The organism is Pseudomonas canadensis, assembly GCF_030980095.1.
Classification (GTDB): Bacteria; Pseudomonadota; Gammaproteobacteria; order Pseudomonadales; family Pseudomonadaceae; genus Aquipseudomonas; species Aquipseudomonas canadensis.
This window is the reverse complement of sequence record NZ_CP133298.1, coordinates 3099124-3124273: the sequence shown is the minus strand read 5'-3', so window position 1 is coordinate 3124273 and position 25150 is coordinate 3099124. Positions and strand designations below refer to the sequence as shown.

The 25150-nt window shown below is 61.3% G+C and carries 22 protein-coding genes and 2 pseudogenes; 12 read left to right on the top strand and 12 right to left on the bottom strand.

The features are described from left to right. Positions 1-102: 102 nt before the first annotated feature. Both RB216_RS14145 and RB216_RS14140 read left to right on the top strand, forming a co-directional pair. Positions 103-972 carry an oxaloacetate decarboxylase gene (locus RB216_RS14145; protein WP_028616149.1) on the top strand — a complete coding sequence of 290 codons (870 nt, stop codon included), beginning with the start codon at positions 103-105 and terminating at the stop codon, positions 970-972. 185 nt (positions 973-1157) lie between these two features. Next, positions 1158-1931: an SDR family NAD(P)-dependent oxidoreductase gene (locus tag RB216_RS14140; RefSeq protein ID WP_308908855.1), complete on the top strand. Its 774-nt coding sequence runs from the start codon at positions 1158-1160 to the stop codon at positions 1929-1931. Here the strand turns inward: RB216_RS14140 and RB216_RS14135 are convergent. After that, a complete protein-coding gene (locus tag RB216_RS14135; protein WP_028616147.1) occupies positions 1916-2830 on the bottom strand; it encodes a LysR family transcriptional regulator in 915 nt (304 codons plus the stop codon). The genes RB216_RS14140 and RB216_RS14135 overlap by 16 nt on opposite strands. Positions 2831-3216: 386 nt before the next feature. On the opposite strand from RB216_RS14135, the gene RB216_RS14130 reads away from it, so the two are divergent. Continuing rightward, the gene (locus tag RB216_RS14130; protein ID WP_028616146.1) at positions 3217-4539 is read left to right on the top strand and encodes an OprD family porin; all 1323 of its coding nucleotides are present in this window, start codon (positions 3217-3219) and stop codon (positions 4537-4539) included. A gap of 46 nt (positions 4540-4585) precedes the next feature. On the opposite strand, the pseudogene RB216_RS29970 reads toward RB216_RS14130, so the two are convergent. From RB216_RS29970 to RB216_RS14120, 3 genes and pseudogenes are all read right to left on the bottom strand, one after another. Further along, positions 4586-5062: pseudogene (locus RB216_RS29970) on the bottom strand (methyl-accepting chemotaxis protein); the annotation flags it as partial. A 111-nt stretch (positions 5063-5173) separates the two neighbouring features. After that, positions 5174-5851, bottom strand: a pseudogene (locus tag RB216_RS29965) (PAS domain-containing protein); the annotation flags it as partial. A 213-nt stretch (positions 5852-6064) separates the two neighbouring features. Next, positions 6065-6553 (bottom strand): winged helix-turn-helix transcriptional regulator, encoded by a 489-nt coding sequence (locus RB216_RS14120; protein WP_122727023.1) that lies wholly within the window; start codon positions 6551-6553, stop codon positions 6065-6067. A 107-nt stretch (positions 6554-6660) separates the two neighbouring features. On the opposite strand from RB216_RS14120, the gene fabF reads away from it, so the two are divergent. The 3 genes from fabF to RB216_RS14105 all read left to right on the top strand — a co-directional run bounded on the left by fabF (position 6661) and on the right by RB216_RS14105 (position 10425). Further along, complete coding sequence (gene fabF, locus RB216_RS14115) at positions 6661-7929, top strand: beta-ketoacyl-ACP synthase II (RefSeq protein WP_308908854.1); 1269 nt, start codon at positions 6661-6663, stop codon at positions 7927-7929. 65 nt (positions 7930-7994) lie between these two features. Beyond that, on the top strand, positions 7995-8375 hold the full coding sequence (locus tag RB216_RS14110; RefSeq protein ID WP_028616142.1) for a RidA family protein: 381 nt from the start codon (positions 7995-7997) through the stop codon (positions 8373-8375). Positions 8376-8445: 70 nt separating this feature from the next. Beyond that, entirely contained in the window at positions 8446-10425 is a 1980-nt protein-coding gene (locus tag RB216_RS14105; RefSeq protein WP_028616141.1) for a peptidase U32 family protein, read from the top strand. On the opposite strand, the gene RB216_RS14100 is transcribed toward RB216_RS14105, so the two are convergent. Continuing rightward, a complete protein-coding gene (locus RB216_RS14100) occupies positions 10403-11305 on the bottom strand; it encodes a DMT family transporter (protein ID WP_308908853.1) in 903 nt (300 codons plus the stop codon). The two genes, RB216_RS14105 and RB216_RS14100, sit on opposite strands and share 23 nt — an antisense overlap. Positions 11306-11414: 109 nt before the next feature. Here RB216_RS14100 and RB216_RS14095 point away from each other — a divergent pair, with 109 nt between their 5' ends. Further along, complete coding sequence (locus RB216_RS14095; protein ID WP_122685081.1) at positions 11415-11855, top strand: Lrp/AsnC family transcriptional regulator; 441 nt, start codon at positions 11415-11417, stop codon at positions 11853-11855. 287 nt (positions 11856-12142) lie between these two features. Then, positions 12143-12601 carry an REP-associated tyrosine transposase gene (locus RB216_RS14090; RefSeq protein ID WP_236319899.1) on the top strand — a complete coding sequence of 153 codons (459 nt, stop codon included), beginning with the start codon at positions 12143-12145 and terminating at the stop codon, positions 12599-12601. Positions 12602-12823: 222 nt separating this feature from the next. Here RB216_RS14090 and xylB read toward each other — a convergent pair whose 3' ends face one another. Genes xylB through RB216_RS14065 form a run of 5 tightly spaced genes read right to left on the bottom strand, consistent with a single transcriptional unit; the run spans position 12824 to position 18785 of the window. Further along, entirely contained in the window at positions 12824-14284 is a 1461-nt protein-coding gene (gene xylB / locus RB216_RS14085; RefSeq protein WP_122685085.1) for a xylulokinase, read from the bottom strand. Between the two features lie 7 nt (positions 14285-14291). Further along, positions 14292-15293, bottom strand: coding sequence for a LacI family DNA-binding transcriptional regulator (locus RB216_RS14080; RefSeq protein WP_308908852.1), 1002 nt, complete (start codon positions 15291-15293; stop codon positions 14292-14294). 22 nt (positions 15294-15315) lie between these two features. Then, complete coding sequence (locus RB216_RS14075) at positions 15316-16248, bottom strand: ABC transporter substrate-binding protein (protein ID WP_308908851.1); 933 nt, start codon at positions 16246-16248, stop codon at positions 15316-15318. Positions 16249-16282: 34 nt separating this feature from the next. Beyond that, complete coding sequence (locus tag RB216_RS14070; protein ID WP_068933179.1) at positions 16283-17260, bottom strand: ABC transporter permease subunit; 978 nt, start codon at positions 17258-17260, stop codon at positions 16283-16285. Then, on the bottom strand, positions 17253-18785 hold the full coding sequence (locus tag RB216_RS14065; protein ID WP_028616133.1) for a sugar ABC transporter ATP-binding protein: 1533 nt from the start codon (positions 18783-18785) through the stop codon (positions 17253-17255). The genes RB216_RS14070 and RB216_RS14065 overlap by 8 nt, the downstream gene beginning before the upstream one ends. A gap of 281 nt (positions 18786-19066) precedes the next feature. On the opposite strand from RB216_RS14065, the gene RB216_RS14060 reads away from it, so the two are divergent. From RB216_RS14060 to RB216_RS14050, 3 genes are read left to right on the top strand one after another with little or no spacing between them, the layout of a single operon-like run. After that, positions 19067-20407, top strand: a complete 1341-nt coding sequence (locus RB216_RS14060) for a sensor histidine kinase (protein WP_068933181.1) — start codon at positions 19067-19069, stop codon at positions 20405-20407. After that, complete coding sequence (locus RB216_RS14055) at positions 20392-20775, top strand: response regulator (protein WP_028616131.1); 384 nt, start codon at positions 20392-20394, stop codon at positions 20773-20775. Before RB216_RS14060 ends, RB216_RS14055 begins: the two co-directional genes overlap by 16 nt. Before the next feature lie 9 nt (positions 20776-20784). Next, positions 20785-21993, top strand: a complete 1209-nt coding sequence (locus RB216_RS14050; protein WP_308908850.1) for an EAL domain-containing response regulator — start codon at positions 20785-20787, stop codon at positions 21991-21993. Positions 21994-22321: 328 nt separating this feature from the next. Here the strand turns inward: RB216_RS14050 and RB216_RS14045 are convergent, their stop codons facing one another. Beyond that, positions 22322-23122, bottom strand: coding sequence for an alpha/beta fold hydrolase (locus tag RB216_RS14045; protein ID WP_308908849.1), 801 nt, complete (start codon positions 23120-23122; stop codon positions 22322-22324). Positions 23123-23263: 141 nt separating this feature from the next. On the opposite strand from RB216_RS14045, the gene RB216_RS14040 reads away from it, so the two are divergent. After that, positions 23264-24121: an AraC family transcriptional regulator gene (locus RB216_RS14040; RefSeq protein WP_068933187.1), complete on the top strand. Its 858-nt coding sequence runs from the start codon at positions 23264-23266 to the stop codon at positions 24119-24121. Here the strand turns inward: RB216_RS14040 and RB216_RS14035 are convergent. Continuing rightward, positions 24083-25081, bottom strand: a complete 999-nt coding sequence (locus RB216_RS14035; protein WP_028616127.1) for a M14 family metallopeptidase — start codon at positions 25079-25081, stop codon at positions 24083-24085. The genes RB216_RS14040 and RB216_RS14035 overlap by 39 nt on opposite strands. Positions 25082-25150 lie beyond the last annotated feature (69 nt).

Below are 25150 nucleotides of genomic sequence, written 5' to 3'. Positions count from 1 at the left end.
ATGCTGAAACGTCATCATCCCCCGCTCTTCTGCATGTTAATCTCGCTCCACCACGAATAGACATTGATCGTCACAAGACGATGACCAGAACCAGGAAAGCCCATGCCAAAGATTTCTCACTCAGCCCTGCGCCGCAAATTCCGTGAATTGCTTGCTACCCCAACCTGCGTTGAAACCGCGTCCGTCTTTGACCCGATGTCCGCGCGTATTGCCGCTGACCTGGGTTTCGAAGTCGGCATCCTCGGTGGCTCCGTTGCTTCGTTGCAGGTACTGGCCGCGCCCGATTTCGCGTTGATCACCCTGAGTGAGTTCGTTGAGCAAGCCACCCGTATTGGCCGTGTTGCCCAGTTGCCGTTCATCGCCGATGCCGACCATGGCTACGGTAACGCGCTGAACGTGATGCGCACTGTCGAAGAGCTTGAGCGTGCCGGTGTGGCCGCGTTGACCATTGAAGACACGTTGCTGCCCGCGCAATTCGGGCGCAAGTCCACCGACTTGATTTCCATTGAAGAAGGCATCGGCAAGGTCCGCGCGGCGCTGGAAGCCCGTGTTGATCCAGAGTTGTCGATCATTGCCCGCACCAACGCCGGTGTGTTGCCGACCGAGGCTGTGATCGAGCGCACCCTGGCGTATCAGAAAGCCGGTGCCGATGGGATTTGCATGGTGGGTGTGGCTGACTTCGAGCACCTGGAGAAGATCGCCGAGAACCTGACCGTGCCGCTGATGCTGGTGACGTATGGCAATCCCAAGCTCAATGACGCCAAGCGTCTGGCCAGCCTCGGTGTACGTGTGGTGGTTGCCGGCCATGGTGCCTACTTTGCCGCGATCAAGGCGACCTACGACAGCCTGCGTGCCCAGCGCCAATTGACACACAGCACCGATAACCTCAGTGCTACCGAGTTGACGCACACCTATACCTTGCCTGAAAACTACGTGGCCTGGGCTGAAGAGTTCATGGACGTCAAAGAGTAATACGCAAGCCGGGCCGAGGGGTGCAACACCCTCCTCCTCCAGCCATTATGCGTCGTTGAGCACTGTGAACCCATAGCACATAACTCGTGTGTATTTGCGTGGATTATCAGGGCTAATCACGCGCCGTAACCTGTGCTCCAAAGCGCAAGCACACCGCCTTGCGCAGCACACAAACGGAGCTTCCCATGACCCTTTCCAACACACGTCAACTCGAAGGCAAAGTCGCGCTGATCACCGGCGCCAGTTCCGGCATTGGTCGCGCGGCCGCTGTCGTCCTGGCCCAGCGCGGCGCGAAGATCGTGGCTGCTGCCCGCCGGCAGAGCGAGCTGGACGACGTGGTTGCCGAGATCACTGCCAATGGCGGCACCGCGTCCTCCATCGTCGTCGACGTGACCCGCGAAGCCGACATCATCGCCATGGTCAAATTTGCCGTGGGCACCTATGGCAAGCTGGACATCGCCTTCAACAATGCCGGCACCGAAGGCGTGTTCGCGCCGCTGGTCGAACAGGACAATGCACGCTTCGACCTGGTGTTCGAGCCGAATGTGCGCGGGGTTTTCAACTGCATGAAGTACCAAGCCAAGGTAATGCTCGAACAGGGTTTTGGCAGCATCGTCAATAACGCGTCCATGGGCGGCGTGATCGGTTTCGAGAATGCCGCGCTGTATATCGGCACCAAGCACGCCATTGTCGGTATGACCAAGACCGCGTCCATCGAATGGTTCAAGCAGGGCGTGCGGGTCAATGCGCTGTGCCCGGGCCTGATCGAGACGCCGTTCCACCATCGCGGGATCTGGCCGTCGGTGGACGCCCAGCACGCTTTCGCCGCCAGCACCCCGGCCAGCCGGTTTGGCACGGCCGAAGAGATGGCGACGGTGGTGGCGTTCCTAGGGTCGGAAGATGCCAGCTACGTGTCCGGCCATGCCTTGTTGGCAGATGGCGGCTACTCGGTGGCCTGACGGTTACGGGTCTGGAAGAAGTCGATAAATGCCCGGAGCTTTCCGGGCATTTGCGCACGGTTGGCGTAATACAGGTGGAAGGTCTCGGCGGGCGCCGCGCAGTGTTCCAGCAACGCCACCAGTGCACCGCTGGCGATATCCGCCTGGGCAAACGGGCGGAACACCAGGGCCACGCCGCAACCCAGGCGCGCAGCCGACAAGGTGGTGCGCATTTCATCCAGCACCAGGCGCCCCTTCACCTCGATCGCGACAGTGGCTTTGCCGATGCGAAACGTCCAATCCATGTACGGCCCGCGGCTGCTCAGGCGCTGGTGGATGCAGTCGTGGGCCAGCAGGTCTTCGGGTGTGTCCAGCGGTGCCGAGCGCGCCAGGTACGCGGGCGCCGCCACGGCCACCATCGGCTGCGACGTGCCAAGCGGCACGGCGATCATGTCGCGCTGCAAGGCCTGGCCCAGGCGAATGCCGGCATCGAAACCTTCGCCAATGATGTCGCTCAAGCCATTATCGAGGGCGATATCCAAGGTGATTTCCGGGTACTGCGTGAGGAATGCCGCCACGTGCGGCTCGATCAGCGAGGCATAGGCCACGTAGGAACTGTTGATCTTCAATGCGCCGTAAGGGCGGCTGGCGGTGTCGTGCACTTGCTGCACCGAGAAGCGAATCTGCTCCAGTGCCGGTGCCAGGGTGTCGAGCAGTTGGCTGCCGGACTCGGTCAGCGCCACGCTGCGGGTGGTGCGGTTGAACAGGCGCACACCCAATTGCGCTTCAAGCTGCTTGATGGTCTTGGACATGGCCGTGGGCGTGACCTCCATCTCGGCTGCCGCCCGCGCGAAATTCAGATGACGGGCCACACATTCGAACGCGATCAGCGCCGGCAAGTGGGTGGATTTCAGGCTCATGCAGCGTCTCGATGGGTTAAGCCAACAGTGTTGCGCAGCATAAGTGAGTTCAACTAAGCCGCCCACTGAAAATACTGCCCACGCAAAAAATCCGCCGCAGAGTCTGCGGCGGCAACCAAAGGATTTTGTCGAAGCAGAGCGGCTAAGACAGGCCCAACGCTACACCCGCGCCGGGTTAAATACCGTGAAGTTTAATTAATCGAGTTTCATCCGGAAGACCGCTACAGGCCGCGCAGACTGGGCTTAGAATCAACCTCGGCAACCATGCCGAACACAATAAAAAACCGTAACAGCTCACCTGCAAACATCTGCCCATACCACGTTATGCACCACCAATAAGTGCGGTGTTTCTGTGCGCGCGTTCATTATTCCGGGGAAGTCACAACATGATTAAACAGTCGAGCCTGTTAGCACTGGCGGTGTGTGCCGGTATCAGCCAAATGGCCTTTGCAGAGTCCGTCAGCGACCAGGCAGATGCCAAGGGGTTTATCGAGGGCAGCAGCATCACCGGGCTGCTGCGCAACTACTACATGAACCGCAACCGTGAAGGCGGTCGGGCTGACAACCGCGACTGGACCCAAGGCGCAATGCTCAACTACGCCTCGGGCTTTACCCAAGGCACCATTGGTTTCGGGGTGGATGCCTATGCCTACGGCGGGCTGAAACTGGATGCCACCCATGAATACGCGGGCACCGGCAACCTGCCGACCGACCGGCACGGCGATCCCGAAGACGCCTACGGCTCGGTTGGCGCCGCCGTGAAAATCAAAGTGTCCAAGACCCAACTCAAATTCGGTGACATGCAGCCCACCGCCCCGGTCTTCGCCACCGGCGGCACCCGCCTGTTGCCGCAGACCGCCACCGGTTTCGACCTGACCAGCAGCGAAATCACCGGCCTGGACCTGGAAGCCGGGCACTTCACCAGCACCAACAGCGGCATGACCAGCAACCATGACCACGATATCTATGCGACCTACGCCAACATCGCCGCCAACAGCGCAAGCTTTGTCGGCGGCAAATACACCTTTACCCCGTCCCTGAGCGCCACGCTGTATGCCGGCGAGCTGGAAGACATCTGGCGCCAGTACTACACCAACCTCAACTATGTGATTGCGCTGGCGCATGACCAGTCCCTGGCGCTGGACGGCAACCTGTACCGCACCCTCGACACGGGCAGCGCCAAGGCCGGGGCGATCAACAACACCACCTACTCGGTGGCGGCAGCCTACTCGTTCCTGCAGGCGCACACGCTGACGCTGTCGTTCCAGAAAGTGCATGGCGACACGCCGTTCGACTACATCGGCACTGGCAACAACGGTGCGGGCGAAGGCGGTGATTCGGTGTACCTGGCCAACTCGGTGCAATGGGGCGACTTCAACGGCCCGGGCGAGCAGTCGTGGGGTATCCGTTATGACCTCAACGTGGCCAGTTATGGCGTGCCGGGGCTGAGTTTCATGGCGCGCTACATCAACGGTTCCGACATCAATGGCACCCACACACCGGACCACAGCGCCTACGTGGGCGACTACGGTGCCGATGGCGCCCACCACGAGACGGATGTGGAAGCCAAGTACGTGATCCAGAGCGGTCCGGCGAAAAACCTGTCGTTGCGCCTGCGTGATGCGATCGTGGCCTCAAACGCCGACCAGCGCGATGGTGATCTCAATGAGCTGCGGTTGATCGTCGACTATCCGTTTACGCTGCTGTAAGTGGCCTTTGTGGTGAGGGGGCAAGGTCCCTCACCACTGGGCTACATCAGCCCACCCAACCCACTGCGGTCTTGGGAATGACTTCCGACTCATCCAGCTTCGACGCGAACATACTCACCGCCTCCACCGCGTCACTGGTACTGGTGCGAATCTGCAAGATCACCGAACCCGCCTGATCAGCCAAGCTGACGCCGCGTTGCGCGCCCTCCTGGGTGGCGTTCATGCTGGTCACTGCGTCACGGGTTTCCGAGAGGATCATGCCGATCATCTCGGCAATTTCCGCGGTCGAGCGGCTGGTCCGCCCGGCCAGTTGCCGGACTTCATCGGCTACCACCGCAAAGCCTCGCCCTTGATCCCCCGCACGCGCTGCCTCAATCGCTGCGTTGAGGGCCAACAGGTTGGTCTGGTCGGCAATCCCACGAATGGTGTTGACGATCGCAGTGATCTGCTCGGAACGATCGCCCAATTGCCCCACCAGCCGCGCAGAGGCGCCGATGCTGTCGGCGATGCGGCGCATTTCGCTGGCAGTCTCCTGGATCACCTGGGTGCCATGTTCGGCAAAACGCTCGGTCTCGGAGGAAATATGGTAGGCCCGCGACGCACCACGGGAGTCTTCTTCGAATTTTTCCACGCGCTCGGTGATGTCGCTGGCGAACTTGACGATCTTGATCAGCTTGCCGTCGCCGTCGTAGACAGGGTTGTAACTGGCTTCCAACCACACCACCCGGCCATGTTTGCCCAGGCGCTTGAATTGCCCGGTAAAAAATTCGCCATTGTTCAGGCGACGCCAGAAATCGGTGTATTCGTGGCTGTTGATCAGGGTCGGCTCGCAAAACAAGCGGTGGTGTTTGCCTTTGAGTTCCGCCAGCGAATACCCCATCACGTTCAAGAAGTTTGTATTCGCGTCCAATACTTGGCCGCCAAGGTCGAACTCGATCACGGCCATGGCCCGGTCCAGAGCGACCAGTTTGCTGGAGGTGGCCGCTTCCACCTCCACTTTATCGGTGACGTCCAAGGCGTACTTGACCACTTTCAGCACTTGTCCGCGTTCATCCAGGACCGGGTTGTAACTCGCTTCCAGCCAGATGGTCTTGCCGTTGGCATGAACCCGTTTGAAGGTGCCTGAAACGAACTTGCCGGCTTTCAAATCACTCCAGAATTGGCTATAGGCCGAACTACTGGTCAGCGCCGGCAAGCAAAAGTCGCGGTGGGATTTGCCGACCAATTGATCCGCGCTGTAGCCCAGGGTCTTGAGAAAATTATCGTTGGCGCGCAATACCTTGCCATTGAGATCGAATTCGACCACGGCCATGGAGCGTTCCAGCGCGACAATCAGTCCTTTGTACTCAGTGGATTCGGCCGTCCTGGCCGCCAGTTCTGTTTTGAGTGCTTTATTGAACATGACGTACCCTCAGCCGTGCGGAAAAACCGATCTCTTGATTGGCTATCGGCTGGGAAATACGCGACTTTATGCGGCAAAAATGTTTATTTTTTGGCGCCAGATTATTGCTCTAGGCCCCGTTACTCAAGGCTTTGCGTCGGGCAGTGACAACCGCTCTCGCATGCCGCTGCTCGCAGCAGGGCCAGCCTGCAAAACGCACTGATCCATCGGCACGACCTGCCCCTCGGCACTTGCGAGCATTGGTTGTACCGGCCTGCCCGTCCCACGCTCCACCAACTCGACACTGGTACCCTCCTCGGCGTAATGCCGATTGCCCCAGGCCACCAGCGACATCAGCACCATGCGGAAATCCTTGCCCTTTTCCGTCGGCACATATTCGTAGCGCGGCGGACGCTCGCTGTAGGCCTGGCGTTCGAGCATGCCCGCCTCCACCAACGCGTTGAGGCGGCGCGTCAACATATTCGGCGCGATGCCCAGGCTGCGCGAGAACTCGTCGAAGCGGCGCAGGCCGTGCAAGGCGTCGCGCATGATCAGAATGCTCCACCACTCCCCTACCCGCTCAAGGCTGCGGGCGATGGGGCATTCGTCGCTGATGAGGGACTTGCGTTGCATGGGGATTCCTGTGGGTCAGTGCAAATGTGTGTGACGCCATGTTACTTTCATGATGATAGTGACGTCCATAGGGTCTGTTCCCTCACCGCAACCGGAGTCGATTGATCATGAGTAAACGCATTGTTGTGACAGGTATGGGCGCGCTGACGCCGTTGGGCGCTGACGTGGAATCTACCTGGCGCCGCCTGTTGGCCGGGCAATCGGGCATTCGTCGCCTGCCGGAAGAGTTGATCGGTGACTTGGCCGTCAGTATCGGTGGCCAGGTACAAAGCAGCGTGCAGGACCCTGAAGCCGGATTTGACCCGGATCGCCTGCTCGCAGCCAAAGAACAACGCAAGATGGACCGCTTTATCCTGTTCGCACTGGCGGCGGCGGATGAAGCCTTGAAGCAGGCCGGCTGGGCGCCGAACACAGTGGAACAACAGGACCGCACGGCGACCATCATTGCGTCTGGCGTCGGCGGTTTCCCGGCGATTGCCGATGCAGTGCGCACCACTGACAGCAAAGGCCCGCGCCGATTGTCCCCGTTTACCATCCCGTCCTTCTTGAGCAACATGGCCGCCGGGCATGTGTCGATCAATTACGGTTTGAAAGGCCCGTTGGGTGCGCCGGTGACGGCCTGTGCCGCGGGTGTGCAGGCTATCGGTGATGCGGCGCGGATGATTCGTGCCGGTGAAGTCGATGTGGCGGTGTGCGGCGGCGCCGAAGCAGCGATTCACCGGGTCAGTCTGGCCGGTTTTGCGGCAGCGCGAGCCCTGTCCAGCGACTTCAATGACAGCCCTGAGCGGGCTTCGCGGCCATTCGACCAGGCGCGCGACGGTTTTGTCATGGGCGAAGGCGCTGGCATCCTGGTCATCGAAGCACTCGAACACGCCCTGGCCCGTGGCGCGCAGCCGATTGCGGAGTTGGTGGGCTACGGCACCAGTGCCGACGCCTATCACATGACTGCCGGCCCGGAAGATGGCGATGGTGCGCGACGTGCCATGCGGCAAGCCTTACGCCAGGCAGGAATCGAGGCGGCCCAGGTGCAGTACTTGAACGCTCACGCTACTTCCACACCAGTGGGCGATAAAGGCGAACTGGCGGCGATCAGGACGGTATTTGGCGCTAACGGCAGCCCGGCGATCAGCTCGACCAAATCCGCCACCGGTCACCTGTTGGGCGCTGCGGGCGGTATCGAAGCCATCTTCACCGTACTCGCCCTGCGCGATCAGGTCGCCCCGGTCACCCTCAACCTGGAAATCCCCGACGCGCTTGCGGATGGCCTGGACCTGCTGCGCGGTGCAGCCCGGCCGATGCCCATTGAATACGCGCTGTCCAACGGCTTCGGCTTTGGCGGCGTGAATGCCAGCGTGCTGTTCCGCCGCTGGGCGTAGTTTGCCCCTGCGGTATTTTTCGGGGACCATGGGCGCCTTTCTGAACCTGCCAACGAGAGGCGCCCATGGCTAACCACGACCTGCACTACACCCCGGATCCCGATGCCGACTCGATTTCTTCGGATGTGATTGGCTTCAACGGCATCCTGGTCTCCACCCAGATCCCGACCCGCGCCGATGGCAGCCTGGAACTGGGCGATATCACCCTGCAAAGCGAATGCACCCTGCAAGCCTTGAAAGTCGCCCTGGAAAAGGCCGGTAGCTCCATGGACCGGGTGATGCACCTGACCATTTATCTGACGGATATGGCTGATCGTGCCGCCTTCAACGAGGTCTACAAACGCTTCTTTGCCAAGCCCTGGCCCGTGCGTGCGGCGGTTGGCGTTGCTGCGTTGGCGGTAGACGGCATGCGCGTGGAAGTCACCGCGATGGCCGCTCAAGCCTGAGTGGGTGCCGGTCAGGCATTTCACAGCTACAATGCGCGCCTCAACCGTGACAAGCCTGACTAAAAAAACTATGTCCTTGCCCAAGCATCACCTGGAATTGCTCAGCCCTGCCCGCGATGTCGCCATCGCGCGCGAGGCGATCCTGCATGGCGCCGACGCCGTGTACATTGGCGGCCCGAGCTTCGGCGCGCGCCATAACGCCTGTAACGACGTGAGCGATATCGCGTCACTGGTGGAATTCGCCCGTCGTTATCACGCGCGCGTCTTCACCACCATCAACACCATCCTGCATGACAACGAACTGGAACCCGCGCGCAAGCTGATCCATCAGCTCTACGATGCCGGCGTCGACGCATTGATCGTGCAAGACCTGGGCGTGATGGAGCTGGATATTCCGCCCATCGAGCTGCACGCCAGCACCCAGACCGACATTCGCACCCTGGGCCGCGCCAAGTTCCTCGACCAGGCCGGTTTCTCGCAACTGGTATTGGCCCGTGAGCTGAACCTGCAGGAAATCCGTGCCATTGCTGACGAAACCGATGCCGCCATCGAGTTCTTCATCCACGGCGCCCTGTGCGTGGCGTTCTCCGGGCAGTGCAACATCTCTCACGCACAGAACGGCCGCAGCGCCAACCGGGGTGATTGCTCCCAGGCCTGCCGTTTGCCGTACACCTTGAAAGATGACCAGGGCCGCGTCGTGGCCTTTGAAAAGCACCTGCTGTCGATGAAAGACAACAACCAGAGCGCCAACATTCGCGCACTGGTCGAAGCCGGCGTGCGTTCGTTCAAGATCGAGGGCCGCTACAAGGACATGGGCTACGTGAAAAACATCACCGCCTATTACCGCCAGCGCCTGGATGATGTGCTTGAAGACCGACCGGACCTGGCGCGCGCGTCCAGCGGCCGTACCGCGCACTTCTTCCTGCCGGACCCGGAAAAAACCTTCCACCGCGGCAGCACTGACTACTTCGTCACCGACCGCAAGGTCGACATCGGCGCCTTCGACACCCCGACCTTCACCGGCCTGCCGGTGGGTGTGGTGGAAAAAGCCGGCAAGCGTGACCTGCAAGTGGTCACCCATGAGCCGCTGTCCAATGGCGACGGTCTTAACGTGCTGATCAAGCGCGAAGTGGTGGGTTTCCGTGCCAACATCGCCGAGCCTAAAGGCGAGTTCGAGGAAGATGGCGAGAAGCGCTACCGCTACCGCGTCGAGCCGAACGAAATGCCGGCCGGCCTGCACCAACTGCGCCCGAACCACCCGTTGAACCGTAACCTCGACCACAACTGGCAACAGGCGCTGCTCAAGACTTCATCCGAGCGCCGTATCGGCCTGACCTGGGCTGCTCGTCTGCGCGAAGCACAGCTGGAAGTCACCGCCACCAGCGAAGAAGGCATCAGTGCCAGCGTCACCCTGCCCGGCCCGTTCGGCGTAGCCAACAAGCCGGAACAGGCGCTGGATACCCTGCGCGACCTGCTCGGCCAACTGGGCACCACCGAATACCATGCGACCGACATCCAACTGGATGCGCCGCAGGCGTTTTTCATCCCCAACTCACAGCTCAAGGCCTTACGCCGCGAAGTGATCGAAGCGCTGACCGCTGCCCGTGTGGCCGCTCATCCGCGCGGTGGACGCAAAGCCGAAACCACCCCGCCGCCGGTCTACCCGGATGCGCATTTGTCGTTCCTCGCCAACGTCTACAACCAGAAAGCCCGCGACTTCTACCACCGTCATGGGGTGAAGCTGATCGACGCCGCCTTCGAAGCCCACGAAGAAACCGGCGAAGTGCCGGTGATGATCACCAAGCACTGCCTGCGCTTCTCGTTCAACCTGTGCCCTAAACAGGCCAAAGGTGTCACGGGCGTGAAGACCAAGGTCGCGCCGATGCAGTTGATCCATGGCGATGAAGTGCTGACCCTGAAGTTCGACTGCAAGCCGTGCGAAATGCACGTGGTGGGCAAGATCAAGGGCCACATCCTTGGTTTGCCGCAGCCAGGCAGCGCAGTGGAGCACTTCAACCCGGAAAACATCATTTTCCAGGGTACGCACTGACCCTCTGAGAGCGGGGCCACCACCAGCCCCGCTGTAACCCCGCGGCCGCCAGCAGGATCGCCGCCACACCCAGCCATTGCAGCCAACCCAGGCGGTGTCCGAAGGCGATCCAATCGACGAAGATCGCCGCAATCGGGTAGATGAACGACAGCGCGCCGGTAATGGCCGTGGGCAGTTTCTGGATCGCGCCGTACAGCAACACGTACATCAAACCGGTATGCACCACACCCAGCGTCACCAATGCCGCCCAGGCATTGGGGGTGGCCGGCAGACTATTCCAAGTCACCATCGGCGCGAGTAACAGCGCGCCGGTGGTCACCTGGATCAACGCCATCAAATGCGGCGGTACTTCTTTCAAACGCTTGATGATCAGCGCCGCAATCGCATACAGGAACGCCGCGCCCAGCGCCAAGGCGATACCGCCCAGGTAATCGTCGCCGGTTTTGTGATCGCCATGAGCGGTGACAATCGCCAGCATCCCCAGGAACGCCACACTCAACCACGCCAGTTTCTGCACGGTAATCCTTTCCCCCAGGAACAGCGCCGCCAGCATCACCAGCATGAACGGCTGCACGTTGTACACCGCCGTGCTGATGGCAATCGACGCGCGGGAATAGGATTCGAACAGCAGCAACCAATTGCCAACAATCGCCACGCCACTGAGCATCGCCAGGCCTAGCTTGGCCCAGGTCAGCAGGTCCAGGCGCAAATAACCCAGCAGTGCACAGACCAGCAACAGCGTCAGCCCGCCGATCACGCAGCGCCAGAACACCACTTCGATCACTGACACGCCAGAGACCAGTACAAACCAGCCAATGGTGCCCGAGATCAGCATGGCGGCGATCATTTCCCACGACCCGCGACGGATGGATGTGTCCATGATTGAAGCTCCTCAAGTGAGGCTCAATTATGGCAATCTGCTCAGCAGCGGCTCCAGCGCCTAAAAAAGGCCAAACCGCTGGATTGCCTTTACTTATTAGGTGAACACCATGATTGACACCATCGACCAGCAACTCATCGCCGCCTTGATGGATGACTCGCGCCTATCCCTCAAGGCCCTGGCCGGCATTACCGGGTTGTCTTCGCCCAGTGTCGGCGAACGTTTGCGTCGTCTCGAAGAGCGCGGCGTGCTGACCCATTACACCGTCGACATCGACCCCAGGCACTTTGGCTACCTGCTGCAAGCCATCGTGCGCATCCGTCCGTTGCCCGGCAAATTGCAGGAGGTGGAGCGGCAGATCCAGGCGATTCCCGAGTTCACCGAGTGCGACAAGGTGACCGGCGATGACTGCTTCATCGCACGGCTGCATGTGCGCACCATGGATCATCTGGACAGCCTGCTCGATAAGCTGAATGCCTACGCCGAGACCAACACCGCGATCGTCAAGAAAACCCCGGTGAAACGACGGCTGCCGCCGCTGGGGGACTGATGAATAAAGAAACAGATTTCCTGTGGCGAGCAGGCTTGTCCTGCGTTGGGCTGCGAAGCGGCCCCAAGTACAGGCAACGCGGTTTTGCCTGAAACACTGCGGTGGTCTTGATAGGGGCCGCTTCGCGCCCCAACGCGGGGCAAGCCCGCTCACCACAACAAGCCCGTGCACCACAGGAAGCCCGTTCACCACAGAACGGGTGTAACACAAAGACACTGAACTCAACGCGACGGAGTCATCTGCGCTGCTAGCGTGAAAAATCCCTATCCATTCAAAGGAGCAACGGATTGCCTCGCCAGCCAAACTCTCATCTTTTACGTCGTGGTCGCTATTCAGAGTCAGGCCGATCTTATCTGGTCACTGCTGTGGTGCATCGACGCCAGCCCATATTCAACGATTTCAAGCTAGGTCGGTTATTAGTCGCTGAGTTCAAGCGAGCCCATGACGCGGGTCTAGTGAACTCCCTCGCCTGGGTAGTCATGCCAGACCATTTTCACTGGTTGTTTGACCTCAATAACGCAACGCTTCCTGATGTGATGCGGCAGACCAAGTCACGCAGCACCTTGAGCATTAACAAAGCCCGTGGCAGCCGGGACAAGTTCTGGCAACGTGGTTACCACGACCGGGCTGTACGCACGGATGAGGACCTGTTGAAAATGGCTCGTTACATCATTGCCAACCCATTACGCGCGGGGTTGGTTGAGCACATTGGTGATTATCCGTTGTGGGATGCGGCCTGGTTATGAAGTGTTTGAAGACCTAGCTTTCTGTGCTGAGCCGGCCTGTTGTGGCGAGCGGGCTTGCCCCGCGTTGGGCTGCGAAGCAGCCCTAAGTCCAGGCAGCGCGGTTTTCCTGACGCACTGCTGTGGCTTTGGCAGGGGCCGCTTCGCGCCCCAACGCAGGGCAAGCCTGCTCGCCACAGGGAGACTGCTCACCACAGGAAGCCTGCTCCACAGAGAGAGCAGCCGTCAGTCGTGCAGCGTTTTCGCCGCAGTAAGCAAGCCTTGGAACTTGCGATATCGCACTTGCAGTACCGCCTGCTGCTTGGCATCTGGCAAATATCGAGCCTTCACTGCCATCCCCGCCTGCAACAACCCTTCCCCCTGCCCGATCGACAGAAATCCCAGCTTCGCGGCGCCGATGCAGGCACTCAACTCACTGCCGTGCAACGTGAAGATCTCCCGCTGAAGGATGTTGGCCAGCAGCTGCGCCCAGTATTCACTGCGCGCCCCGCCGCCGACCAAGGCGCAGGCGCCTATGTCGGCGCCGGCCGATTGCACGGCGCGCAGCGCATCCAGCAAGCCGAACCCTACGCCTTCCATGACTGCATAACCGAGCATCGCGGGTGTGCAGTCATGGCCCAGGCCCATGAAACCGCCGCGCAGTAGCGGGTCGTTGTGGGGTGTGCGCTCTCCGGCAAGGTACGGCAGAAACAACGGCGTGCTGAGTGGCACGGGTTGTTCGATCGGCAATTGTGCCTGCACCTGGTCCAGCAGGGTCTGTTCATCCGGCATACCCGTCAGCCGCGTAACCCAGCGCAGGCAACTCGCCCCGGCCAGCATGGCGCCCATGGTGTACCAGCGATCAGGCAACGCATGGCAGAAGCTGTGCACGGCGCTGGCCGGGTTGCCGGCGGCGTGGTCGGTAATTGCGACGATGGCAGCGCTGGTGCCGAGGGTGATGAAGCCATCGCCAGCGTTGATCGCACCGATACCGACAGCCGCTACCGGGTTGTCGCCGCCGCCGCCGGCAATCACCACCGAGGGCGCCAAGCCCAGGCCTTGCGCCGTCAGCACGGCACTCGCGGCGCCACCTTCCACCAGCCGGGGCATCTGCTCCAGCGAGAGACCCGTCGCCCGCAGCATCGGCGCGAACCACTCACGTTGCGCCACATCCAGCCACAACGTCCCCGCAGCGTCGGACATCTCGCTGATGCGCTCGCCACTCAAGCGCAAGCGCAGGTAATCCTTGGGCGACAGTACGCAATCAATGGCCTTGAACACCTCGCGCTCATGGCGTTGCAGCCACAGCAGTTTCGGCGCCGTCAGCCCGGCCATGGGCAGGCTGCCGGTGATGTCGGCGAACTCAGGGCCCAGCTCCTCGGCCTCGGCGACGGCGCGGGAGTCGTCCCACAGGATCGCCGGGTACAACACGCGGTTGTCCGCCCCCAGTAACACCGCACCGTGCATCTGCCCGGACAGGCCGATACAGGCCACGCGGGCAAAGGCGTCATGAGTACGCAATTGCTCCAGTGCCTGCAAACACGCCTGCCACCAATCCAGCGGGTCTTGCTCGGACCAGCCGCTGTGGCGCCGCGACACACTCAAGCGCACGCCGGCATGGGCCAGCACTGTACCGTCGAGGTCCATGAGAATGGCCTTGAGTTCCGAGGTGCCGAGGTCGATGCCGAGGGAAACGGGACTGCTCATACGGGGGTCATTCCAATCCATTACAGCCACATGAATTACGCCATTGCAGGGTCGGCGCCAGGCGCACACTCTGGGTCGGTGCGCCGGGTGAAGCCATGCGTTGCAATAACAGGTTCACCGCCTGGGCGCCGAGTGCCTGCACCGGCTGCGCGATCAGTGTCAGGCGCGGCACGAAAAAATCCGCCCAGTCGAAATCATCAAACCCCACCAGCGCCATGCGCGCAGGCACGTCGATCTTCGCGTCACGCAGAGCCTGCATGGCGCCGAGGGTCATCAGGTTGTTGCCGGCCATAATCGCCGTCGGCGGTAACGCCAAGCCCAGCAACTGCACCGTGGCCTGGCGCGCCGGCTCAGTATTGGAGCCGCCATTGACCAGCAGATCCGGATCAAACGTCAGGCCCGCCCCCTGCAATGCGGCGCGGTAACCGGCGACACGCTCATCGGTGGTGCTGAAACCTTCACGCCCGGCGATAAAGCCGACCCGGCGATGGCCATGGGCGATAAGGTGTTCAACCAGCACCTGGGTAGGCTGGGCATTCTCCACCCCAACCTGATCGAAGTGCTCACTCATCATGCGGTCCACCAGCACCGCTGGAATCTCGTTGGCGCGCAGATACTCCAGGGCCTTGGAGCCGTTGGAAGGCGCCAGCACAATCCCATCAACCCGCCGATGATGCAGCGCCGTGACCACCCGCAGCTCCTGCTCCGGATCGTCATGGGTGTCGACAAACAGCATCATGTAGCCGTGCAGGGCGCACGCGGTTTCAATCGCGTGCACCGTTTCGCTGAAGTAGTGGTTGGACAGCGCCGAGATCGCCACGCCAATCGTGTTGGTGCTCGACCGGGCCAGCGAGCGCGCCAGGGTGTTGGGGATGTAGCCCAGCGCCTGGATCGCCTGCTGCACCGCCAGCACAGTGGCCGGGCTGACCTTGCGGGTGCCGTTCAACACGTGGGACACCGTCGACGTCGACACCCCCGCCCTGCTTGCCACGTCATCCATGGTGACCACGACGCTGTTCCTTCTCAGTGGATCAATGTTTGCTCGACCAACCGCTGTACGTAGCGACGTTGTCACGGGTGATCAGCTTTGGCGTGAGCAGGGTAACCGCTTCGGCCGGAGCTTTGTCATTGAGAATGTCATTGCCCACGTTCACTGCGGTCTGCGCCATGGCCCAAGGGTCCTGGCTGGACGACGCCTGGATCTGCGTCTCGGTCTTCAAGGCATTCTCGATATCCGGCGCGCCGTCCACCGAGGTGATGATGATGCCGCTGCGCTTGAGCTGCTTGGCCGCCAGGTCGCTGCCGATGGCTTGTGGGTCATTGATCGCGAACAGACCGTCGATTTTCGGGAAGCGCGTGAGGTAACCCTGCATCACGTTCAAGCCGCCTTCGCGGGAGCCTTTGCCGTCCTGGTCGTCGGACAGCACCTTGATATCCGGCGCGGCGGCCAGCGCGGCCTTGCAGCCTTTGACGCGGTCGGTCACGGCGGTGACTTGCGGGCCGTTCTGGATGATCACATTGCCCTTGCCGGAAAGCTTGTCCACCAGGTATTGGCAGGCCAGCTTGCCGGCTTCGACGTTGTCGGTCTGCACGGTCGCGTTCACGCCCTTGGCGTCCACATCCACGGCTACGACGACGATGCCGGCGTCACGGGCTTTCTTGATCGCCGAGGCCATAGCAGAGGGGTCGACGGCGTTGATCAGGATCAGGTCGACCTTGGACGAAATGAAGTTATCGATCTGCGAAAACTGCTTGCTCAGGTCATAGTCGGCCGACACCGAGGTGACCTTGACGCTGGGGTTCAACTCTTTGGCGCGGGCGGTGGCGCCGTCGGCCAGGGTCACGAAATACGGGTTGCCCAGCGAGCCCATGCTGATGCCGAGGGCCTTCAACTCACGGGCTTCGACGGCTTGGGACATCAAGGCAGCCAAGGCAATGACGGGAAAGATACGTTTAAGGTTCATGCGGGTCTCTCTTGTGATTGTTGTAGGAGTGAACTCAGGTCCGCGCACCGGACTGGCGATAACGATCCAGCGCCACGGCGCCAATGATCACGATGCCCTTGATGATGTATTGCCAGATATCCGACACCCCCAACAGCACCAGGCCGTTGGTCAGCACCGCGATGATCAGCGCACCAATCAACGTGCCACCGATGGTGCCGACGCCGCCGGTAAAACTGGTGCCGCCAAGGATCACCGCCGCAATCGCGTCCAACTCATAGGATTGCCCCAGTTGCAGGCCATTGGCGGCAAACAACCGCGAAGCGCTCATCACCGCGCCCAATCCGGCCAGCGCACCGGACATGGCGTAGACAAACAGCAGCACCTTCCACACTTTGATCCCCGACAGTCGCGCCGCTTCCGGGTTGCCGCCCACCGAGTAGATCTGCACGCCCATCACTGTTCGGCGCAGGATGAACCACGACAGCGCCACCACGGCCACGGCAATGATCACCAGCCAGGGCACGCCGAGTACCGAGTCATTGCCGATAAAGGCAAACGGCAGGTCCGGGTTGAATACGGTTTTGTCATCCGCCAATAGCCGCGCCAGACCACGCATGGCCGTCAGCGCGCCGAGGGTGACAATAAACGGCGGCAGGCGCATGAAAGCGATCAACCCACCATTAACCAAGCCCAGCAGCAAGCCAAAGCCAATACCGGCAGCAATCCCGAACATGCCGAACTGCGGTGACATCGACGCCTGCAGCGCCACCACCGCCGAAGCGGCCAGGATCGCGCCTACCGACAAGTCGATGCCGGCGGTGAGGATCACAAAGGTCATGCCCGCGGCCAGCACCACGTTCACCGACGCCTGCTGGGTGATGATCGACAGGTTCTGCACCGTCAGGAAGTTCTCACTGGCCAGGGCGAAGCCCACCAGCAGCAGGATCAGCACGGGCAACATACCGACCGTGCGCATCAACTCGCGCGCGCGTTCCGCTTTACCTGTTGTTGCGATATTCAACTCAGCCATGGGCAACCACCTGATCGCCACCGGTGGCGAGGTCAATAATGCGTTCTTGGGAAATAGCCTGGCCGGAGGCGCCGCCGACTTCAGCGACGAGCTGGCCTTCGCGCATGATCAGCACGCGGTCGCAGGTGCCGATGATTTCCGGCAGCTCGCTGGAGATCACCACAATGCCAACACCGGCCTGGGCCAATTGATTGATGATGCGGTAGATCTCGGACTTGGAGCCGATGTCGACGCCGCGTGTGGGTTCGTCGAGGATCAGCACGTGAGGCTTCACCTCCAGCAGTCGCGCCAACAGCACTTTCTGCTGATTGCCGCCGGACAGCGCGCCGACATTGACCTTGCCCGAGGCCACGCGAATCGACAGCGATTTGATCGCGTCATTCGAACGCTGCAAGGCATGCCCGCGATCCAGCACGCCACCGGCATGCGCATCCGGCACACAGGCGCAGACGTTGATGTTGTCCGCCACGCTCATGTCGAGGAACAGGCCCTGGGCCTTGCGGTCTTCGGTAAGGTAGACCACGCCTGCGCGGATCGCATCCGCCGGGGTGCGCAGTTGGGTGACAGTCTTGCCGACCACTTCCAAGGTGCCCGAGGTGCGGGGGTCGGCCGCAAAGATCAGCCGCGCCAGCTCGGTGCGCCCCGCCCCGACCAGCCCGGCAATGCCCAGCACCTCGCCGGCATGCAGGTCAAAGCTGCACTGGCGCACGCGCTTGCCGTCGGCCATGTCACGCACACGCATCACCACGTTGCCGGGGTTATACGCGGCGTGTTCCTTTTTGTAGAAACCCGACAGGTCGCGGCCCACCATCATTTTTACCAGCACTTCGGCCGACAGCGCGTCGCGGGTCAGCTCGCCGATGTATTGGCCGTCACGCAACACCGAAACGCGATCCGATAACTCGTAGATCTCGGCCATGCGGTGGCTGATATAGATGATTGCCAGGCCCTGGCCGCGCAGTTGCTTGATCAGCGCGAACAACCGGTCGGTTTCGCGGGAGGACAACGGCGTGGTGGGCTCGTCCATCACCAGGATCTTGGCGTGGGCGTGCAGGGCGCGGGCGATCTCCACCAACTGGCGCTCGGCAATCGACAGGCTGCTGACCCGTGTCGCCGGGGTGAATTCGGCGCCGAGGCGTTGCAGCACCTCGATGCACCCCGCTTCCATGCCCTTGCGGTCGATGGTCCAGCCACGCCGCAGTTCGCGGCCCAGGTAGATGTTCTCGGCCACGCTCAGGTTGGGGCACAGGCTCAGTTCTTGATAGATGACGGCGATGCCGAGGGCTTTTGCGGTGGCGGGGTCGAAGGTCGGAACGCGTTGACCGGCAATGCGGATTTCACCGCCGGGGTCGGCTTGATAGGCGCCGGAGAGGATTTTCATCAGTGTGGACTTGCCGGCGCCGTTCTCCCCCATCAAGGCGTGGATTTCGCCGGGGTAGACCTTCAGGCCGACATTCTTGAGCACGCGCAAACCGTTGAAGGTTTTGCTGATGCCCTGCATTTCAAGCAAGGGTTCAAGGCTCATGAATGAGCTCCTGGTTTTATTATTTTTGTCTTCAGTGAGCCGACTCTAATGTAGAAACATTTCTTTACGCAAGCGCTTGCTTGAGTGTTTTTGTGCTTGAAGAAACGTTTCATCAAGCCAGTTTGTTGAATAGGCACACAAAGCATCGATTTTACCGTTTGTCTGCTATTGTCCAAGGACCTCATCTCCTCCTCATCGCCCTCCAGCGATCTTCTGCGAGCATGCTCTGCGCCATTGTCGGTTGACGATGGCGGGCCTGAACGTCACGGAAAGCCCAAGCGATGGACAAACCGTTACCCGAACAGCCGCAATCGCGCGCCGAAAAGATCGTCGAGTTCAAACGGCAGAAAACCCTGCTCAAGACCGGCGCGCTGCAAGACGCCATCTTCAACAGCGCCTACTTCTCCAGCATCGCCACCGATGAAAAAGGCGTGATCCAGATCTTCAACGTCGGCGCCGAACGCATGCTTGGCTATGCCGCCGCCGACGTGGTCAACCGCATCACCCCAGCCGACATCTCCGACCCCGTCGAGTTGATCACCCGCGCCGCTGCCCTCAGCCTGGAACTGGACACGCCCATTACGCCGGGTTTCGAAGCCCTGGTGTTCAAGGCTTCCCGCGGCATCGAAGACATCTACGAGCTGACCTACATCCGCCAGGACGGCAGTCGCCTGTCGGCCATGGTTTCGGTGACCGCCCTGCGCAACCGGCATGACACCATCATTGGCTACCTGCTGATCGGCACCGACAACACCGCCCGCAAGCAGGAAGAAGCCGAGCGCAAAGGCTTCGAGCGTGCGCTGGAAGAAAAGAACCTGGAGCTGGAACACGCCAGCCACATGAAGTCCGAGTTCCTCGCCACCATGTCCCACGAACTGCGCACGCCGTTGAATGCGGTGATCGGTTTTTCCGAGGCGCTCAAGGACGGCTTGGTCGGTGAAATGAGCGCGACCCAGCGCGAATACATCGGCGACATTTTCACCAGCGGCCAACACTTGCTGTCGTTGATCAACGACATTCTCGACCTGTCCAAAGTCGAGGCCGGGATGATGGAACTGGAGTTGGAAAGCGTTGAGTTGGCGGGCCTTTTGGCCAACAGCCTGCTGATCGTGCGGGAAAAGGCCGCACTGCAACGTATCCAATTGAAGCTGGAATGCCCCGACAACCTCGGCCACCTGAAACTGGACCTGCGCAAGACCAAGCAGATCGTCTACAACCTGCTGGCCAATGCGGTGAAATTCAGCGAACACGGCAGCTCGGTGACGCTGACGGTGCGCCAGGTCAGCCGCGAGCAGGTCGGCCAGATTCCTGGCGACTGGCCGGTTTACCGCTTTGCCTTGCCCGAAAGCCTGTACCCACAATTCCTTGAGTTGAGCGTCAGCGATACCGGTATCGGCATTGCCGAGGACGACATGGGCAAGCTGTTCAAGGCGTTCAGCCAGATCGACAGCAGCCTGGCACGCAAATTCGAAGGCACGGGCCTGGGGCTGGCGATGGTCAAGCAACTGGCCGAGCTACACGGTGGCAGTGTCGCGGTGGCCAGCCGTGAAGGCTGTGGCGCTCGGTTTGTCGCATGGTTGCCGCTGCATCGTGAGCCGGAGGCGTCGTGGCCGAGATCCTGATCGTTGAAGACAATGAGGCCAATATGCGCCTGGCGCGTCTGCTGCTGGTGAACGCCGGCCACACATCGCTGTGGGCACCTGACGCCGAGACTGGCCTGACCCTGGCCCGCGAACAGCAACCGGCCTTGATCCTGATGGACATTCAACTGCCGGGCATGGACGGTCTGGCGGCCACGGCATTGATTAAACAAGATCCGCTGACCGCGCATATCCCAGTGATCGCCCTGACAGCCATGGCGATGAAGGAAGACCGCGAGAAGACTCGGCTGGCCGGTTGCGACGCCTATATCATCAAGCCGCTGCGTTACAAAGAGTTATACCAAGTGATCGACACCTTGCTGCAAAAGCCCAACAGTCCCCTCACATGAGTCCGCTCCATGGCCAGCCAACCCGCAACGTTGTTGATCGTCGATGATGAGCCCCAGGTGCGCAAGCTCCTGGAGACCTTGCTGCAACACGAGGGCTACCAGACGATCTGCGCGAGCAGCGGCGAAGAGGCGCTGCAGGTGGTGGCGCAACAGGCGCCCGACCTTATCTTGCTGGACATCATGATGCCGGGGATGGATGGGTATGAGGTGGCCAGCCAACTGAAAAGTGACGACGCCACGGCGGGTATTCCGATCATCATGCTATCGGCCCTCAGTGATGCTGGCGCGCGCGTCAGCGGCCTGGAAAGCGGTGCCGAAGAGTTCCTCAGCAAACCGATCGAGCGTATCGAACTGTCCTTGCGCGTGCGCAACCTACTGCGGCTCACCGCTCATGGCGAGCGGGCGGATAATATACGCCAAGCCCTGCAACCCGACGTCGACCGTCGGGACCTGGAAAACGCCCTGCGCCAGGCCGTGCAGCGCAATGAATTCATCGTGCATTACCAGCCCAAAGTCGAGCTTGCGACGGGCCAGCTTTGCGCGCTTGAGGCCCTGCTACGTTGGGACCGACCGGGGCATGGCGCCGTGTCCCCAGCGGTGTTCGTACCCGTGTTGGAGAGCCTCGGCCTGATCGTAGCGGTGGGACGCTGGGTGATCGAAGCCGTTTGCCAACAGATTGGCGCCTGGCAACGCACTGCCATTGGCGCTGTGGAGGTATCGGTCAACGTTTCCGGCCATCAACTCATAGAGGGCGACCTGATTGCCGATATCGCGCACATCCTGGCGCAAACCGGCGTCGAGCCGCACTGGCTGGAAGTGGAACTGACCGAAGGCTCGTTGATGGAGAACACCCAGCACACCATCGCCAGCCTGCAACGCTTGCACACCATGGGCGTGAAAATCTCCATCGACGACTTTGGCACCGGCTATTCAAGCCTGGCGTACCTGCGGCGTTTTCCCATCGATACACTGAAGATCGACATCGCGTTTATCCGCGAAGTCACCAGCAACCCCCAGGACGCCGCGATTACCCGCACCATCATTGAACTCGCCCACAGCCTCAACCTGCGGGTGGTCGCCGAAGGCGTGGAAACCCAGGCGCAATTGGCGTTCCTGAAGGACGCCGGCTGCGATCAGATCCAAGGCTACCTGTTCAGCCGGCCGTTGCCGGTGGCAACCTTGGAGCGGCTGCTGCTGGAGCGTTCAGAGACTCCGTGAAAGCTCCTCGCGCAGGCACTCGATCAATCCTCGGTGGGTCGCTGAGTGACCCCGCCAACGGTTGGAAGTGAAACCCTTTGTGGTGAGTAGGTTTACTCATGGTGAGTGGACTTCCCGTGGTGAGCGGGCTTGCCCCGCGCTGGGCTGCGTAGCAGCCCCCATAAAGACACCGCGTTTCTCCAGGTATAAACGGGTATCCGGTTTTGGGGCGGCTTCGCCGCCCAGCGCGGGGCAAGCCCGCTCACCACAGGTAAACCAGCTCACCACAGGACGCCCACTCTTCACAAGCAAGCCCGCTCACCACAGAAACCGCACTGCGCCTCGCCGGTTACTGCGCGTTGGCCTTGGCCGCGTCGTTGATGATCGCCACCACTCGCGCCGGATTCGACACCATCACCACGTGGGAAGCCCCCTTCACGTCCACGGTTTCCTTGGAGCCCGCACGGTCAGCCATGAATTTAAGCGCGGCCTCGGGAATATTTTTGTCCGCTGAGCCGTATATGAAGTAGGACGGCACAGTTTTCCAGGCCGGGTCACCCGACGGTTCCTTCAGGGCGGCTTCGGTGATCGGGCGTTGCCCGGCTGCCATCAACTGAGCTTCCTTGGGCGCCACGTCGGCGGCGAACTGGCTGTTGAACTTGTCTTGCTGGATGTACAGGTCGGTCACCCCGTCTTTGGAGACCACGGGTTTGTCCAGGGTCGGGCCGAGGGTGCCGCCAGGGTAACGGCCGGACAGCTCAAACGCGGTCTCGCCTTTTTCCGGGGCAAACGCGGCAACGTAGACCAGCGCCTTGACCTTGCTGCTGCCGTGCACGGCGTTGGAGATCACCGAGCCGCCGTAGGAATGGCCGACCAGGATCACCGGGCCTTGGGTGTGTTCAACGATGTCGGCCACGTAGTCTGAGTCGGTCTTGACGCTGCGCAGCGGGTTGGCCACGGCGACCACCGGGTAGCCTTCGGCCTTGAGCCCGGCGATCACGCCGTTCCAGCTGGAGGCGTCGGCAAACGCGCCATGCACCAGTACCACGGTGGCTTTCTGTGGGGCAGCGAAGCTGGTGGTGGCGACACCGAAGGCAAGGGCGCCGGTGATCAGGGCGGCGGCGACGCGGGAGTACTTGAAGGTTTTCATGAACGTTTGCTCCGTGGGGTTGGGCGCTCAAGGCGTTGAACGTGAGGCCATGATGCCGAAACGTGTTTTACAAATGGAGGCTAATAGTCGACGATATGGCGCAGATCGTCTAAAAGATCGTTTATTGAAATCAGGTAAGCCATGGATCGTTTGTCCACACTGCTGGTGCACTTCGGCATCGGTGCCGAAACCTTTCACAGCGGGCCGTTGCACGGTGCCCTCGACACCCGCGATTTGCAGCAGCGCGGCCGGGTCTACCTGCTCAAGGACGGCCAGGCCAGCCTGGAAATGCCCGACGGCACCCTGCGTATCCCCGAGCCCAGCCTGGTGCTGGTGCCGCGCCCCCTGCCCCATCGGCTGGTGGCGGCCAAAGCCGATTGCGCCCAGGTGGTGGCGGCTTCGCTGCGCTTTGATGGGGGGATCGATAACCCATTGTCCGTGGCGCTGACCGATACCATTGTGATGCCACTCAAGCAGATTCCGATGATCGCCGGCACGCTGGAGTGGCTGTTCGATGAAGCCTTCGCCGAACACTGCGGACGCGAGGCGGTGATGAACCGGCTGTTCGAGTTGATGGTGATTCAGTTCCTGCGCCACATGATGGCCTATCACAGCATGACTACCGGCATGATGTCGGGCCTGGCGGACCTGCGCCTGGCGCGGGCCATGACCCTGCTGCACAACAATCCCGAACGCCCCTGGACTGTGCAGGAAATGGCGGTGGAGTCGAACATGTCCCGGGCCAGTTTCGCTGCGCACTTCCATAAAGTGGTGGGCCAAACGCCGGCCGACTATGTGCTGAGCTGGCGCGTGAGCCTGGCGCAGAAACGTCTGCGTGAAGGTCGCCCCATTGCCCTGATCGCCGATGAAGTCGGTTACGAAAGCCCTTCGGCGCTGGCCCGTGCGTTCCGGCGCAAGATCGGCACCAGCCCGCGGGAGTGGCTGCAGTTGCAGGCGCCGCTACGGGTCCAGCACGCCGCCGCTGTAGCTGTCGGATAACCGTGTGCCGGTGAACTTGGCGACCACCGAGCCCTGCGCCACCAGGCGTTCACGGTGGGCGGTGACCATGCGCCCGGCCTGAGCGGCGTGCAGGGTCACTTCGGAGGCCGGGTCACCGGGTCGGCCGATAATGCGCGCGAAACGCTGGCCTTCTTCCAGGTCGTCGCCCAAGCCCTTTTCGAACACCAGCACACCCGCGCAGGGTGCAAGGACGGTCTCCATACAGCCCATGTCGACCACCTCGCCTTGCCATTCGGCAATGTTGGCCACCTCGTCGATCACGCCATTGATGCACAACCACGCCCACAGCCCATCGGCGTCCTGTTGCGCCAGGGCATCACTGACGTCCGCCTGCCCGCGCAGTTCAATGGTTGCCGCCAGTTGCGGCGAAGCGTGGTTGATGAGGGTTTCTTCAAAGGAGCCATCGCCACCTTCATCCCAGACAATCACCAGGTCCACCTGCAACGCCGCCGCCAGTGCCAGGCCTTGCTCGGGCCAGAAGCTGCGGTGGATGTAGAGATAGGGCAACGCCTCGTCGTCGGTGTGCAGGTCCAGTATCAGGTCGGCATCGGCGGCCAGTTGCACCAGGCGTTTCTGCCATTGCGCCAGGTTGCTCGCCGGGCGCTCCATGGCCAGCGAACAATCGAAGGCTCGGTTGAAGTTCTGTCCGGTGGCTTCGTGGAACCGACCGAGCAAGCGCCCCTGGCGGAACTGGCCGATACCAAAGGGATTGGCTTGGGGCACCACCGTGACCGTGCCCTTGAGTCGGCCCTGCTCGGCGCACGCCTGCAAGCGCGGCAGCAGTTGATGCAGCACCAGCATCCCGGCGATTTCGTCGGCGTGTACACCGGCCTGTAGATGTACCTTTGGCCCGCTGCCGTCGCCTTCGAAACGCCAGGCCCCGATATGCAACACATTGCCGGAATCGCCGGTGACCTGCCACGAAAGGTCTTTTGCCATGCCTTGCCCTCCTCTGATCAATTAATCGGTAGAGATTGAACACATGTTCAACTAACCTGAGCACTGTGC